This is a genomic window from Corynebacterium sp. ES2730-CONJ, from assembly GCF_024834055.1.
GTDB lineage: Bacteria > Actinomycetota > Actinomycetes > Mycobacteriales > Mycobacteriaceae > Corynebacterium.
In genome coordinates this window covers 116,766-130,504 of record NZ_JANUXZ010000005.1, presented here as the reverse complement: position 1 = coordinate 130,504, position 13,739 = coordinate 116,766, and the positions used below count along the sequence as shown (strand labels likewise).

Genomic DNA, 13,739 nt, shown 5'->3' with positions numbered 1-13,739 from the left:
TTGTCCTCGGGTAATTCAGTAAGCTCGGCGGATTAGAAGGGGTAATACTGGTACTAGTCGAAGGTTACAGAGCGCCACTGTTCGGGATCAAAATCATCATCGGCGGTTTTCTCATCGAAATAGTCATCGTCGTTTGCGCCTCCAATAACTACGCGGGCACAGCTAGGACCCACGCATACGATCTCGCCACCGCGCAAGGTCTTACCCCGGCGCGTATCTACCGTGCCATCAACGGTTACCAACCCGTCGGCAATTACTTGTTTGGCGGCGCCGCCAGTATCAACCAGATTGGCGAGTTTGATGAATTGGCCAAGTTTAATCTCCTGGCCTTTGATCGCAATATCTTCAGGGTGCATAGGCTACGAGTCTAGTCGGTTGATGAGAGGGCTACAGTATTTGATCGCGCGGGGTGATCACGAGGCGATCGATATTAACGTGCTTCGGGGTGGAAGCCACCCAGCGCACCGCTTCGGCGATATCAGCTGCTTCCAGATTGAGGTGGTTGGCGTAGACCGCTTCGGCTTGGGCGCTATCGCCGCGGAAACGGTGGAGGGAGAAATCGGTGTGTACTCGCCCCGGATTGATTTCCGTGACTCGAATATCATCTGTGGCATATTCAATGCGCATCACTTTATTAACGGCACTTACCGCAAATTTTGCGGCGTTATATCCTGCTCCCCCGGCATAGGGGTACAGGGCTGCGGTGGAACTCATGGTAATAATATGCCCGTGGGATAGCGTGAGTTTTTCGATCAAAGCTTGAGTCATCCGTACGGTTCCAAGGACGTTGAGTTCATACATGCTTAGCCATTCGTCGAGGTTAGCGTGATTTATCGGGTCAAGTCCGATTGCCCCTCCGGCATTATTAACAAGGAGATCGCATGCTGGAATGAGTGAAGCGGCCTGGCGTACCGCCTCATCATCGGTGATATCGGCAACGATTGCCTGCCCGCCAATGTCCTGAGCAATTCTCTCGAGCCTGTCTTTTCTGCGTGCGATGAGAATGACGTGCCAGCCATCGGCCGCCAGTGCTCTGGCGCTGGCTTCCCCGATTCCTGATGAGGCGCCGGTAATAACGGCAGTACGTGTTGGTGAAGTCATGAAAATTTATTCTCCTAGTCTGATTTTTCTGTGGGGATGAGATCGGCGGCGCCTGAAATGCGATCATCTACCATCCCAATGGCTTGCATGAAGGAATAGATGGTGGTGGGGCCGATAAAAACGAAGCCGTGTTTTTTCAATGCACTACTCAGAGCGCGCGATTCCGGGCTGTTGGTGGGTATATCGGCGGCGTTTTGGGGGCGCGGTCGTGGTTGTGGCGCATAGGACCAGACGAGGTGCGCCAAGTCGCCCTCATCGTGTGCGCGCAGCGCTAGGGTGGCACGGGCATTGGTGATGGCGGCCGATATTTTTCGGGTATTGCGGATAATGTCCGTATCTGCCGCCATCCGCTCAATATCTTTGGCACCAAAGTGTGCAACTTTTTCGGGGTCGAAGTCTTTAAAGGCACGTCGAAAAGCTGCGCGCTTTTTGAGCACGATCTCCCAACTTAAACCAGCTTGAAAGCTTTCTAAGACGAGGCGTTCGAAGATCGATTGCTCGTCTGTGATGACCGCACCCCATTCGGTGTCATAGTAGGCGCGCATGAGATTACTGCCATGCGCCCATTGTGGTCGCGCGCGGCCGTCTGCGCCCATGATAAGACCACGCGCTTCGAGATCAGGTATCACACGTAAGTTCTCTCTTTCGATCGGAGGGTTTCCTGCTTTAAGGCTATCCTTGAATAATGGTTTTTGCGTTGGAATCAATCGGTCGTGGTTTATCTGTGAGCGCTATCGCTTCCGAGATCACCACCGCGTTAGATGATCACCGCACTGTTGTGGTTCAGGCCCCACCAGGCACGGGTAAGACCACGTTTATTCCTCCGCTGGTGGCTAATACATGCGCCTTAAATGGCAAGGTTTTAGTCACCGCGCCGCGCCGGGTGGCGGTGCGGCAGGCTGCGCGGCGGCTTGCGCAGCTCGACCATAGTTCCCTTGGTGATCGTGTGGGCTATACCGTGCGCGGGGAGAGCCATCCAGGTGCGCTCGTGGAGTTTCTTACCCCCGGGGTATTGGTGCGGCGTCTGATTGCTGATCCTGAGCTATCTGGGGTGAGCGCCGTTCTTATCGACGAGGTCCACGAGCGTCAATTAGATACCGATCTTCTCATGGGCATGCTGGTGGAATTACGACAGTTGCGCCCTGAGCTTATCGTAGGAGCGCTCTCAGCGACCGTGGATACAGCCCGTTGTGCCGATCTTCTGTCAGCGCCAGTTATCCGTACCGACAGTGTCCTTTTTCCACTGGATATCTCCTATGTCCCCCTGGCTGGACGGGCGGACTGTCATCGGGATTTTCTGCATCAAGCCGCCCGCCTTGCGGTGGAAAAGGCGACCTCGTCGCCGCATTCAGTTTTGGTATTTATGCCTGGTGTGCGGGAGGTCAATACTGTATGCCGCGACATCGAGGCTCTCAGTTCTGTTAAAGTTTTTGCCCTCTACGGACAGTTATCAAGACAAGCCCAAGATGAGGCGTTGTATTCCCCTGGTCAGCGTATCGTGGTGGCCACTCCGGTTGCAGAATCGTCGCTCACGGTCCCTGGGGTAAGAATCGTCATTGATTCAGGTCTGGTGCGCACTCCGAAGCGTGATGCAGGTCGGTCGCTTAGTGGGCTAGTGACCACCTCGTGTAGTCAGTCTTCTGCGATTCAGCGTGCGGGTCGAGCAGGGCGTGAGGGCCCAGGTGAGGTGATCCGGCTCTACGGACAGCATGATTTCGCTAAATTTCAGCCTCATATACAGCCCGAGATTCTTGCTGCTGATCTCAGCAACTTTCTTCTCCTGTTACTAGGATGGGGCGGTCGACTCAGTGATTTCCCACTCCTCGACCCCCCTCCAATGGCCGCTGTGGAAAGCGCCCTGGCAACCTTGGATACCCTTGCTGCTCTCGACGATAAGGGGCAGTTGAACGCCTGGGGGCGCAAACTCGCTGAAATTCCAGCGCCGCCGCGTTATGCCCACGCACTATTAAAAGCAGGCAAGCAAGCAGCGAAGGTCATCGCGGCCATGATGGAGAATGCGCGCGGGGATCTAAACCAAGTGATCAGGGACCTGTCCCCCACCCCACGCTTTCGGCGGGAAGTCTCACGCTTGCAGCGTTATGCCCCCGATGATGCACGTTCGTATTCGGTGGGAGAGATCGTGGCCTTGGCTATGCCAGAAAGTATTGCTCACAATGAAGGTGAGGACTATCTGCTGGCCAGTGGAACCAGAGCCACTCTTAGAAACTTGTGGGCTGATCATAAACCTGAGTGGATTGCCATTGCTGATATGACCTTACAGGCGCGCGGAGCCCAGATCAGCCTGGCTGCGCCGCTCGATCACGCAGCAGCCCTACGCATCTACCCTCCCACTGAAGAATGCAGTACCTGTATAAGTGCCGAGGGGAAGATCCGGGCTATAAAGCGAAAGAAGCTAGGTGCTATTACCCTCTCAGAACGCCCGGTTGCTCCCGATCGTCTCATGGCGCGCCGGGCCTATGCGGAGGCTATTAGCAGCCACGGGATAGATTTCTTCGAGCTCTCTGATCGGGCCCGTCATCTTTTAGATCGGCTGCACTTCCTATATGAGCGCCTAGGCGAGCCATGGCCGGATATCGCAGCCCTTGATCCCCTGACCTGGTTAGGCCCAGAGCTTGATGCTTTAGCTGAGGGAGCAGGTAAAAAAGATATTGATCTCTACCCCGCCTTAAGACGTATTCTTCCGTGGCCGATAGCAGGCGAGCTGGATCAGCTCGCTCCTGAATCTCTGCAGGTACCCTCAGGCCATTTTATCAGGGTGGATTATCGTCAGCGCCCTACGGTCGCGGTGAAACTACAGGAGTGCTTCGGTCTCGATGACACTCCCACTATCCTGGGCCAGCCAGTACTTTTCGAGCTGCTCTCCCCTGCTGGACGGGTGCTGGCGCGTACCGACGATTTCAGTCGGTTTTGGTCTGGTGCTTATGTCCATATCCGTTCCGAGATGCGAGGCCGCTATCCTAAGCATCCGTGGCCCGAGCATCCATCACGAAGCGATGCCACGGCGAAGACTAAAAGGGCACTGAGTCGCTAGGTGTCGCTAGAGTCGCCAGGTGTTGCTAAGTATCGCCAAGAGTAGTTAAGGACGGATTTTGTCCATGATCTTGTGAATCGCCGCCATATCCTCGTTGTTAAGTCCAATCATAGATTCCACTTGGCTGCGCATATCTTCAGCCTCTCCCTCGAGCTTCTGGGCTTTCGGTGTGAGGGAGAAGATCACGCGGCGGTAGTCGGTTTCATCGACTGCCCGCTGTACCCATCCAGCTTTTTCTAGGCGTTTGAGTAGCGGCGATAGGGTGCCGGAGTCGAGGTCGACGAGAGCACCGATGGCGGCAATAGTTTGCCCGTCTTTTTCCCACAGGCACTGCAAGACGAGGTACTGCACATAGGTGATTCCCCACGTTTCTAGGTAGGGTCGGTAGCTGCGCTGGAGAAGGCGAGCGCCGGTATAGAACTGAAAGCAGATATCTGACTGGAGTTTTTCCTGGGCGGACATATGTCCAATTCTATTGCATGCAATGAAAAGCTGCTAGTGTTGCACGCTCTCTCCCGCTGCACCCCTTTGCCACTTCAAGCCTGGATTGGCCCAGGTATTGAAGCCCTCAAAAAGCTCCTTGACATTATCTGCCACCACGATAGCGTCTAAATAGCGGGGCCAAATAAAACCCTCCTCGCCCATCATCCTAAGAGCGTCGATAAGCGGCTGCCAGTAATCTTCGACATCAAAGAGGGCTACAGGGCCGGTATAGGGACCTAGTTGTTGACGTACGAGAACTTCGCTGAGCTCTTCGAGGGTTCCCATGCCACCCGGGAGGGCAATGAATGCATCCGCTAACTCCTCCATCCGCGATTTGCGGTCCACCATATCGTCGGTAATTTCCAAGCGCGTTAATTCTGGGTGGGCGAATTCGAGATCTTTCAAGCCTTTAGGGATCACTCCGATTACCTCACCTCCCGCGTCAAGGCAGGCATTGGCGCATTCGCCCATGAGCCCTACTGTGGCGCCCCCGTACACCATAGTGATGCCACGCTCGGCGAGTTCCCGCCCTAGATCGCGGGCCGCATCGGCATATTCACTGCGGTTACCTGGGACCGAGCCGCAATAGACGGCTACGGATTTAATGAGTGGGGAAAGGGTGCGCAACATAATGCCCTGCATATCCTGGGCAATAAACTCCTTGCGCGCGTAGAGGCGTCGAGCTGGCGAATGTGGATTGACGCGTACGCTTATTCCTTGCCATCCGTGGGTACGGCCATGGGTAATAGCTTGATCAATAAACCAGCCGCCGATGCCATGTCCTTGCCACTTCGGGTCTACGAAGAGCACCATTTCTGGAACATTATCGGCAACAAAACCCCATGCCTTAATAAAGGAAGCCCACATAACGCCGGCCAGTTCGCCGGTTTGAGTTTCGAGGACTACACCGATATCGCCGCGCTGACTATCAAAGTCTAGGTAGCGGGTGATAGTCGGGTCGGATATATCCGGGCGACTATCACCTGGGCTGAGGCGGTTGAGATTATTGATTACCGCTGTGGTGCGGTCTTCGCGATCTCGGTCGACACCGTTTGTCATGATGCGAACGGTGAGGTCATCAAGGGGCGAAGCAGCTACAGCGAAAGTCATGGTTAGTCATTCTAATCCACTCCCCGATACTTTCGAAGCAAATGGGGATGTGAGCGATGAGGTCTATCCTGTGGCCAGCTGTATTGCGGTTGATTACGGCAGTTTATCTAGTGAATCCGTTTATATCATGGAGCTAGGTTGATAATAGTTTGCAAAAGTACGCGGGATAACAACGTCTGAGTCTTTCCTTTTGCCTCAGCCTTAATTGCATCGTTGAGGGTACACCCGAGCTGAACGATCTGTCTATTTAATTAGACTAGGTTGTCTGTTTTGTTTATCATAGTCCTATGCACCTTGTGAGCTCATACCCAGCCTCCGCAGAATTTATAGGACCCCAAACGCCAGCGGCCCTATGTCTGCAGCTGATTAGGCTCACCCAACCGGTCACGCGCACCTTCTTAGTCGACCATTCGCCGCATTCGCAGCCCACGATCACACGCGCCACCTTAGCCTTGATGCAGCTCGATCTCGTGCGTGAACGCCCCGATAAAATCAAGCCTCAAGGTCCAGGTCGACCCAAAATCCCACTCGAGATTGCCCCCAGCCCATGGCTGCATATAGGTATCGCTATAGGCACCTCTTCTACCTATATAGGACTCTTCGGTTCCGGGGGGCAACTGATTCGCGAGCAATTTCTCTCTTTCGATCACCACCGTCATTCTCCTAAGAGCTTTATCGAAGCGCTCATCCCGACATTGAGAACAATGCTGTCGGATTATGATATTCCGCTGGCTAATATCGGCATTTCCACCCCGGGAGCAGTCAATTCCCGCCGCCGTATCAGCGCCGACAACCTCGGCTGGGATCATATTAATCTGCTCTCGCCCCTCGAGGAGGCCTTTGACACCCAGGTTCGGGCCGTCAATGTTATCGAGGCAATCGCGGGCGCGGAGCAACAAGCTCAACGCATTTCTCATAGTCGTGTCAACCATCGCGAAGACCACCGTGGGCTCATCTGCTATGCCGACGATTCTATTGGCGCCGCCGTGCATACCTTTAATTCCGTCCAGCGCCTCGCCGTCGACCCAGCACTGCCACTTCACGAGACTGTTCTACAGCTCACGGAACAGATCAATCCGCATACCATTGTGCTCGCAGGGTCCGCCTTCGAAAGTCGCGAGGAGGCGCATGGCCTGGCGCGGTCGATTCGCGGCTCGAAGCACGCACAGGTGGAAATTCGGGTTATTCCTACCCACCTTGATAATGCTCGAGCTGCAGCTCGGGCAATAGCGCTCGCGCCCTTGCTCGCAGACCCGCTGGGATTTACGCAGGCGATTAAAACCCGGCGCGATTATTATTCTATCTAGTCATAGCGGACATCGGCTATGTCCACAGCCTCGGTGATCAGGGGCTGTGTATGGGCGGTGATAATATAGCGCCCGGCGTGCTCGATAAATCCCCGAGCCTCCTCCTCGCTGAGAGTGCGGCGTATTTTCGCAGGTACACCCGCCGCTAAACTCAGCGGCCGAATATCCATCCCTTCGAGCACAACTGCGCCCGCCGCGATCAGGGAACCGCGACCAATAGTGGAGCGCGATAGCAAAGCGGATTTCATTCCCACGAGAACGCCGTCTGCCACGGTAGAGCCGTGGACAAGAGCCATATGGCCAACAGTGACATCATCCCCGATTACCACGGGAGCATCCGCATCGACGTGGAGGACGGAGTTATCTTGGATATTGCTTCGCGCTCCGATACGAATGGAATTGCTATCTGCCCGCAGGACGCAGCCATAGAAGATGGAGGAATCGGGCCCAATTTCCACATCACCGATAATGGTGGCGTTGGGGGCGATATAAGCAGAGGAATGGATACGCGGGGTTTTGCCGCCGCAGGGAAGAATAAGAGGCATAGTGCCCATTATGGTGCAAAAAACGCCCACCCGCTGATTTTTTTCGGGTGGGCGTCTGATCACAGAGGCTTAGGCAGTGGCCTGCTGCTTCTTTGCCTTACGAATCTTCTTCTCTTCAGCAATAGCTACGAAGGAGAGCAGCACGATGCAGGCTATGGCGGCGAAATTTAAGGCAGCAAAGGTACCAGCCCAGCCAGTGAGTCCGAAGATAGGACGCCCGTCGGCGATCATGCCCAGACCCAGCTTGGCGAAGCTATCGCCGACTAAGTAGGCGAAGGTGCCTTTGATGCCGTCGGCCACACTAATCGCGCGCTTGGGCACAAAGCCCACCGCTGCCACACCGATGAGAAGCTGCGGGCCGAAAACAAGGAAGCCAAGCACGAAGAGTACGCTCAGGTACATAAATTCATTGGTGGCGAACTGGTAGAACTCCAAGGTGGCCACGATAAGGGCTAAGGCGACGCAGGCCACCAGCGCTCGGCGTCCATTGAAGAAATCGGACAGGTAGCCCCACAGAAGAGTACCGGTGAGCGCACCCACCTCGAAGAGGGCGAAGCCGGAGATAGCAGCTTCCTTGGAGAATCCTAGAACCTCATAGGCATAGACAGGCGACCATTGATCAATACCGATACGAACTACATACAGGAAAATATTGGCGAAGCATAAAATCCAGATGATCTTATTCTTTAATACATAGCGCAAGAAGATCTGCCACTTGGATAGGTTCTCCCTCTCCGCTGCGAGGTCCTCGTCACTGACTGGTTCCTCGAAGAGTTCCTCTACCTTGCCTAAACCGTAGGCCTCTGGAGAATCTGAACCATATCGCAAACCAAAGAAACCAATGATGAGCGCGATTACCGAGGGGAAGACAAACATACCTACGACGTGACCGCCGAAGAAGACATTAGCGCCGAATACTGCCACCGCTGCTGCACCGGCGCCACCGATATTATGCGATATATTCCACAAACCAAGGTAGGTGCCGCGGCGCTTCCTCGGTGTCCATTTGGTAATCGTGGAGTAGCTTGCAGGACCGCCAGCACTCTGGAAGAAGCCAGACAGACCATAAAAGGCAACCATTAAGAAGATGCTAACACTGCCACCGCCCAGGCTGGCACTGAAACCTAACATGCACAGGCCGGAGAGAATAAGCATAAACGGGAGGAATTGCTTCGTATTCTTACCGTCGGCGTAATACGACACCACGGTTTTACCGATGCCATAGGCCACCGAAAACCCCAGGCCGATCATACCCAGCTGGGTTTTGGTCAATCCGTAGGTTTCGATCAAATCATTCTGGGCCACGTTAAAGTTCTTGCGAATTAAATACATTGCCATATAGCCCACGAAAACGACCATATAGGACTGCATAAAAGGCTTGAACCACATCTTCCGACGTTCTTCGACGGGCAGGTCGAGAGTCGGCTTCCTCTTTTCCTCTAAGAATGCGAGCACGCTTAGCTTCTTTCTGCTCAAGGACCGATAATTTCCATAAAACGCGCTCATTATAACTACAAAATTATCAGCCAATAAATCCCGGTAAGACCATGATTAAAATCACTTCATAAAGTGAATTCATAGTATTTTTATGTGAGATATCTTACTAGCGTTGAGTAACACTACGGGCGCCTGAGCAGGCTCAATAGCCAGAAAAAGGGCTTCTATGTGGTATATATTAAATAGTGATCTTTGTATCTACTTAGTCACAGGAAATAACGTTCGTCAACGCGCCGATTGGCTTTGCGCCCAGGGTGGGGCGGGCATTCAGTCGAATACCCCATAGCCGTGACTATAGCCACCCCATAATCCCCTCGTCCCGCAAGACCTATAGCCTCGAGAACACGATCTTCGTGCCATCCGGTTGTTGCTAAGGTGGCCAATCCTCGACTCTGCGCGGCAAGCAAGAGGAATGAGCTGGCAATGGTCGCATCAATGATGGCACTTTCGCGTAGTCGGCCAGGTTCCTCGCGATACCACTCTAAAGCCTGAATGGCGAAGTCCTGATCGATATAATCGCTGAGGTCATCCGGTTCGAAGAGCCGAGCGACCCCCACCACCAGGATGGGAGCTTGACTTAAAAATTCCTGTTGAGAATCTGCAAAGATCGCCTCTTTTGCAGCCTTGTCTCGCACCACCACCAGATCACGTCGCTGCGCATTAAAAGCACTGGGTGCTTCTAATCCGAGAGCTATAATATGATCGATAAGCTCATTGGCTACGGGCTCATCAGTAAAAGAGCGCACCGATCGGCGCTGCATGATAGCGTCAGTCACGGTTTGGTTGGTCACGCTTTGGGTGGTCATCGAGGCCCCAATTCTAAGCCTAGTTTTGTACCCACCCTAATCTAAATTGAGCGCACCTTTGGGAAAAGGCGCGCTCAATAAAATAATTTTAGTAGTGATTGTCGACGCGACGGTCGTCTCTGCGCCCCGGGTGCTCGGGGGATTCCGCTGGATACCCCATCGCGAGCACAATACCCACGCCGTGATCGGCCGAATCGCCAAGCCCCACTGCTTCTAAGATGCCGCGCTCATCCCAGCCAGTCGTGGGCGAGGTTACAAGCCCTTGACTCTGAGCGGCGATCATTGCAAAAGATCCCATGATCATCGCGTCCTTGATAGCACTTTCACGCAGCCTACCCGGCTCAGCCATGAGCCACTTTTTAATGCCTTCGGCGCGTTCCTCGCCAACGATCTCTGCTAGGTCGTCCGGTTCGCCGGTTCGTGCGATAGCTACTAATACCACCGGTGCGTCGCGCAGCTGGGTCTGCTGCGAGGCTTTATAAATACCATCCTTGATCTGCTGGTCGCGGACCACCACGAGGTCACGGCGCTGGCCGTTAAAGGCACTTGGTGCCTCGAGGGCGAGAGTGACAATATGATCGAGAACCTCGTCGGTCACGGGCTGGTCGGTATAGTGGCGAGTTGCGCGACGACTCTCAATGGCCTCGCGAACACTCATATCATGTAGAGGCATTATTTCTCCTTAATTTTGTTGAAGTGTCAACGATAACATGGGTGGAAAAACCCGGTCAAGGACTTTCTGACCCCAGGGGTCTAAGCTTAGTTAATATGGCAGAGCTACCCGCAGAAACCCGCACCCCCCTGCTTGCGCGTATTCCCACCGCCAATATCTTCGAAGATGATTGGCGCGCCCGCCCCACCTCCGCGCACCCCTTTCCAGTCGTCCTCGTTCATGGCACTGGGCAAACCAAGGGTAATTGGCAAGAATTGGGCCAAGATCTGCGCGCTGCAGGCTTCGCTGTCTTCGCCCCCGACTTCGGCCATCGCTCTACCGCGCCGGTAAAGGAATCCGCCAGCCAAGTAGGCGCCTATATAGAGGCAGTTTTGGAAGTGACGAAGGCTCCCAAGGTCATTCTCATTGGACATTCCCAGGGTGGGATCTTGGCGCGATACTGGATGCATCATTTAGGCGGCGAGCACAAAACCCACCACCTCATCAGCCTTTCCGTACCAAACCAGGGAACCACTCCCATCGCCTTCTTGCCCGCGGCGGCGCGCACTGAAACGCTGGAGCGCAGCTTAGATAAAATCATCGCAAGCTGGTTTGGCCCAGCCGGGTTGGAATTATTAAGTGGTTCCCCCCTCATTACAGCACTCAATGCCGCAGGAGATACCCTGCCCGGAGTTCGCTATACCTCCATTGTGACCCGTCAAGATGCCATTGTTACGCCTTTAGAAGCGGGCTATCTCAAAGGTCCCGATGCGGAAAATATCTGTGTGCAGGATAGTCACAAATGGGCAATAGTGCGCCACGAAGAAATGTCGACTAATAAATATGTTCGTGAGCTCGTTCTAGAAGCGCTCCTGCGCAATGCTCCTACCTTTGCGGAGTTGGAGCGGGAAACCCCACCTCATCGTCCACCCTTCACCGAGCGCCTCAGCGAAGCCGTGCGAATACTTCGCGGCCAAGAGTAGACCGAGCGGTACGAAAAAATCAACTGATTCGTCTTGCTTTCTCCTAGGTGCCCCACTAAACTGAGTGCGCAATCACCCAATATCAGCGATAAAACCAGTTCGGACACCATGAAAAAGTGTATTTAGGAGAGATTCTCTCCCCATTCACAAATAGACCGATCAGTACAAAACTTATAATTTTCAAGGATTCCCATGACAACCACCACCCGCTCGAAGGCACCTTCGTGGCTCAGCAGCTTCGGCGCCCAGGTCACCATCGGCCTCATCATTGGCGTCATTTTAGGATTAGTAGCAAAAAATTTCGACAATTCCCTTGGGGCTGAGGAAACCTCATGGTTAAGCGCCACCCTGAGCTGGATCGGCTCGACCTATGTCAAGCTCCTCAAGGTCATGATCGCACCGCTCATCATTACCGCCGTTATTACCTCCATTGCCAATCTACGACAGGTAAAAAATGCTGCCCGCCTCGCCGGACAGACAATCATCTGGTTCGCAATCACGGCCTTCTTCTCAGTGATCGCAGCCATTATCGTGGCCACGGTACTCAAGCCAGGCGTGAACTCCAGCATCGATCCTGCAGCGGCTGCTGAGCCTAATTCCACTGGCTCGTGGCTGGGCTTTATTAACTCTGTTATTCCCACCAATTTCCTCGGCCTCCAGGCGTGGAATAGTGGCGAGAATATCGGACTAGGATTTAGTGCCCTCCAACTCATCCTTATCTCGATCGCGCTCGGTATCGCTGCGATCAAAGCTGGAAAGGCCGCAGAGCCCTTCCTCCAATTCAATGAATCTCTGCTCCAGATCATTCAAGTGATCTTGTGGTGGATTATCCGCTTGGCCCCCATCGGCACCGCCGCCCTAATCGGTAATGCGGTTGCCACCTATGGTTGGGATGCTATTGGTTCCTTAGGAAAATTTGTTCTTGCCCTTTATGTTGGTCTCGCCATCGTGATGTTTGTGATCTACCCGGTGGTATTGATGGCTAACCGCATCCCCGTCCTGCGCTTCTTCAGCAAAGTTTGGCCTATTACCTCCCTTGGATTTGTTACCCGTTCCTCCATGGGAGTCATGCCGGTCAACCAGCAGGTGGCCGTAAAATCCATGGGTGTTCCGCGAGAATATGCCTCCTTCGCGATCCCCCTCGGTGCTACCACCAAGATGGATGGCTGCGCTGCGGTCTACCCAGCGATCGCCGCAATCTTCGTTGCCCAGTTCTACGGCATTGACCTCAGTCTCACTCACTACTTGCTCATCATCTTCGTGTCCGTCATCGGCTCCGCAGCAACAGCCGGTACCACGGGCGCTACCGTGATGCTCACCCTCACCTTATCAACCCTGGGACTGCCTCTTGCAGGCGTGGGTCTTCTCCTCGCCGTGGAACCCATCATCGATATGGGCCGCACCGCGGTCAACGTAACAGGCCAAAATCTTTCCACCGTCGTGGTGGCTAAACGTGAAGGTATCTTGAACGACGATATCTTCGATGATGACACCAGCTACGAGGACCTTAGCGCCGAGTCGCACTCCCGCCAGAATGTTGCGATCTCCTAGAGATCACTTTGTCTAACCCCTTGGCAAGCCCAAGGGGTTTTCTCATACCTCAATACTCTTCAGTGCTAGGTGGATCCTTCCTCCCCCGTCTCGGTCATTGCACCCAAGGGCAGTGGTTGCCAGCCACTTTTGCGACCTCAAGGTACTACCTAAGCTGCACCCCAAACGCCATAAATGGCAGAACAACAACGGCGTGGCCACGTGGGGCTCATCGTCTTGGTTTCGGTTGGTCTCAGTTAATCCCGCCACCGAATTACTAGCTGACACCATAGTGACCCAGGCCTTCATCAACAGGTGCGCAGCAATCTGGGTGTGCACGCGTGCACACTGCTGCAGTGGCCGTAATCTTTTGTGCCTTATTGGTAAAATCCCTGGAACCGCACCAGCTCCATGAGGTCACTATCAGCACAATCCTCCACACAACCCCGATTCGCACGAGCAGCGAAGAGGCTCATCAGGGTGAAGATCGGTAACTGTCCCAGCCATAAACCCGCCTGTGCCATATAGGGCGCTTGTAGCTGATAAGTCCTGCTCATCGATGGGGTTTTATATTCAGCGATATCGCACTCAAATGCGGTAATCCATAACAAGCACACGCCCACCTCTATGCAGTTGATGCCTTAAATCTTAAGGTCTAAAGCTTGCCAGGGTG

Annotated in this window: 15 protein-coding genes; 5 read left to right on the top strand and 10 right to left on the bottom strand. The window is 54.0% G+C overall.

Features of this window, described 5'->3' with window-relative positions; all coding sequences use genetic code 11:
- Positions 1–53 precede the first annotated feature (53 nt).
- Genes NXS13_RS07480 through NXS13_RS07470 form a run of 3 tightly spaced genes read right to left on the bottom strand, consistent with a single transcriptional unit; the run spans position 54 to position 1,730 of the window.
- Entirely contained in the window at positions 54–356 is a 303-nt protein-coding gene (locus NXS13_RS07480) for an RNA-binding S4 domain-containing protein (RefSeq protein ID WP_259079235.1), read from the bottom strand.
- A 31-nt stretch (positions 357–387) separates the two neighbouring features.
- The gene (locus tag NXS13_RS07475; RefSeq protein ID WP_259079237.1) at positions 388–1,101 is read right to left on the bottom strand and encodes an SDR family oxidoreductase; all 714 of its coding nucleotides are present in this window, start codon (positions 1,099–1,101) and stop codon (positions 388–390) included.
- Between the two features lie 14 nt (positions 1,102–1,115).
- A complete protein-coding gene (locus tag NXS13_RS07470) occupies positions 1,116–1,730 on the bottom strand; it encodes a DNA-3-methyladenine glycosylase I (protein WP_310593319.1) in 615 nt (204 codons plus the stop codon).
- A 56-nt stretch (positions 1,731–1,786) separates the two neighbouring features.
- Here NXS13_RS07470 and hrpB point away from each other — a divergent pair, with 56 nt between their 5' ends.
- On the top strand, positions 1,787–4,153 hold the full coding sequence (gene hrpB / locus NXS13_RS07465) for an ATP-dependent helicase HrpB (protein ID WP_259289561.1): 2,367 nt from the start codon (positions 1,787–1,789) through the stop codon (positions 4,151–4,153).
- A 45-nt stretch (positions 4,154–4,198) separates the two neighbouring features.
- Here the strand turns inward: hrpB and NXS13_RS07460 are convergent, their stop codons facing one another.
- Both NXS13_RS07460 and NXS13_RS07455 read right to left on the bottom strand, forming a co-directional pair.
- Positions 4,199–4,615, bottom strand: a complete 417-nt coding sequence (locus NXS13_RS07460) for a MarR family winged helix-turn-helix transcriptional regulator (RefSeq protein WP_259079241.1) — start codon at positions 4,613–4,615, stop codon at positions 4,199–4,201.
- Between the two features lie 33 nt (positions 4,616–4,648).
- Positions 4,649–5,746 (bottom strand): TIGR00730 family Rossman fold protein, encoded by a 1,098-nt coding sequence (locus NXS13_RS07455; protein ID WP_259158554.1) that lies wholly within the window; start codon positions 5,744–5,746, stop codon positions 4,649–4,651.
- Here NXS13_RS07455 and NXS13_RS07450 point away from each other — a divergent pair.
- Both NXS13_RS07450 and NXS13_RS07445 read left to right on the top strand, forming a co-directional pair.
- Positions 5,745–5,888: a hypothetical protein gene (locus NXS13_RS07450; RefSeq protein ID WP_259158555.1), complete on the top strand. Its 144-nt coding sequence runs from the start codon at positions 5,745–5,747 to the stop codon at positions 5,886–5,888. The genes NXS13_RS07455 and NXS13_RS07450 overlap by 2 nt on opposite strands.
- A gap of 154 nt (positions 5,889–6,042) precedes the next feature.
- Positions 6,043–7,053 (top strand): ROK family protein, encoded by a 1,011-nt coding sequence (locus NXS13_RS07445; protein ID WP_259158556.1) that lies wholly within the window; start codon positions 6,043–6,045, stop codon positions 7,051–7,053.
- Here NXS13_RS07445 and NXS13_RS07440 read toward each other — a convergent pair.
- The 4 genes from NXS13_RS07440 to NXS13_RS07425 form a co-directional block, all read right to left on the bottom strand.
- Positions 7,050–7,607 carry a gamma carbonic anhydrase family protein gene (locus tag NXS13_RS07440; RefSeq protein WP_259158557.1) on the bottom strand — a complete coding sequence of 186 codons (558 nt, stop codon included), beginning with the start codon at positions 7,605–7,607 and terminating at the stop codon, positions 7,050–7,052. The genes NXS13_RS07445 and NXS13_RS07440 overlap by 4 nt on opposite strands.
- A 60-nt stretch (positions 7,608–7,667) precedes the next feature.
- Complete coding sequence (gene uhpT / locus NXS13_RS07435) at positions 7,668–9,074, bottom strand: hexose-6-phosphate:phosphate antiporter (RefSeq protein ID WP_259079258.1); 1,407 nt, start codon at positions 9,072–9,074, stop codon at positions 7,668–7,670.
- Between the two features lie 227 nt (positions 9,075–9,301).
- Complete coding sequence (locus tag NXS13_RS07430; protein ID WP_259289560.1) at positions 9,302–9,901, bottom strand: nitroreductase family protein; 600 nt, start codon at positions 9,899–9,901, stop codon at positions 9,302–9,304.
- Positions 9,902–9,989: 88 nt separating this feature from the next.
- Entirely contained in the window at positions 9,990–10,574 is a 585-nt protein-coding gene (locus NXS13_RS07425; RefSeq protein WP_259289559.1) for a nitroreductase family protein, read from the bottom strand.
- Positions 10,575–10,669: 95 nt separating this feature from the next.
- On the opposite strand from NXS13_RS07425, the gene NXS13_RS07420 reads away from it, so the two are divergent.
- Both NXS13_RS07420 and NXS13_RS07415 read left to right on the top strand, forming a co-directional pair.
- Entirely contained in the window at positions 10,670–11,536 is an 867-nt protein-coding gene (locus NXS13_RS07420; RefSeq protein ID WP_259289558.1) for a triacylglycerol lipase, read from the top strand.
- 192 nt (positions 11,537–11,728) lie between these two features.
- Complete coding sequence (locus NXS13_RS07415) at positions 11,729–13,087, top strand: dicarboxylate/amino acid:cation symporter (protein ID WP_259158562.1); 1,359 nt, start codon at positions 11,729–11,731, stop codon at positions 13,085–13,087.
- A gap of 356 nt (positions 13,088–13,443) precedes the next feature.
- On the opposite strand, the gene NXS13_RS07410 is transcribed toward NXS13_RS07415, so the two are convergent.
- Complete coding sequence (locus NXS13_RS07410; protein ID WP_259158564.1) at positions 13,444–13,623, bottom strand: hypothetical protein; 180 nt, start codon at positions 13,621–13,623, stop codon at positions 13,444–13,446.
- Positions 13,624–13,739 lie beyond the last annotated feature (116 nt).

Bases quoted from the DNA above. Each gene is read 5' to 3' on its own strand.
- NXS13_RS07425 (WP_259289559.1), bottom strand. From the start codon at position 10,574: ATGCCTCTACATGATATGAGTGTTCGCGAGGCCATTGAGAGTCGTCGC.
- NXS13_RS07430 (WP_259289560.1), bottom strand. From the start codon at position 9,901: ATGACCACCCAAAGCGTGACCAACCAAACCGTGACTGACGCTATCATG.
- NXS13_RS07450 (WP_259158555.1), top strand. From the start codon at position 5,745: ATGGTTAGTCATTCTAATCCACTCCCCGATACTTTCGAAGCAAATGGG.
- NXS13_RS07420 (WP_259289558.1), top strand. From the start codon at position 10,670: ATGGCAGAGCTACCCGCAGAAACCCGCACCCCCCTGCTTGCGCGTATT.
- NXS13_RS07440 (WP_259158557.1), bottom strand. From the start codon at position 7,607: ATGGGCACTATGCCTCTTATTCTTCCCTGCGGCGGCAAAACCCCGCGT.
- NXS13_RS07410 (WP_259158564.1), bottom strand. From the start codon at position 13,623: ATGAGCAGGACTTATCAGCTACAAGCGCCCTATATGGCACAGGCGGGT.
- NXS13_RS07415 (WP_259158562.1), top strand. From the start codon at position 11,729: ATGACAACCACCACCCGCTCGAAGGCACCTTCGTGGCTCAGCAGCTTC.
- NXS13_RS07460 (WP_259079241.1), bottom strand. From the start codon at position 4,615: ATGTCCGCCCAGGAAAAACTCCAGTCAGATATCTGCTTTCAGTTCTAT.
- NXS13_RS07475 (WP_259079237.1), bottom strand. From the start codon at position 1,101: ATGACTTCACCAACACGTACTGCCGTTATTACCGGCGCCTCATCAGGA.
- NXS13_RS07455 (WP_259158554.1), bottom strand. From the start codon at position 5,746: ATGACTTTCGCTGTAGCTGCTTCGCCCCTTGATGACCTCACCGTTCGC.
- NXS13_RS07480 (WP_259079235.1), bottom strand. From the start codon at position 356: ATGCACCCTGAAGATATTGCGATCAAAGGCCAGGAGATTAAACTTGGC.
- hrpB (WP_259289561.1), top strand. From the start codon at position 1,787: ATGGTTTTTGCGTTGGAATCAATCGGTCGTGGTTTATCTGTGAGCGCT.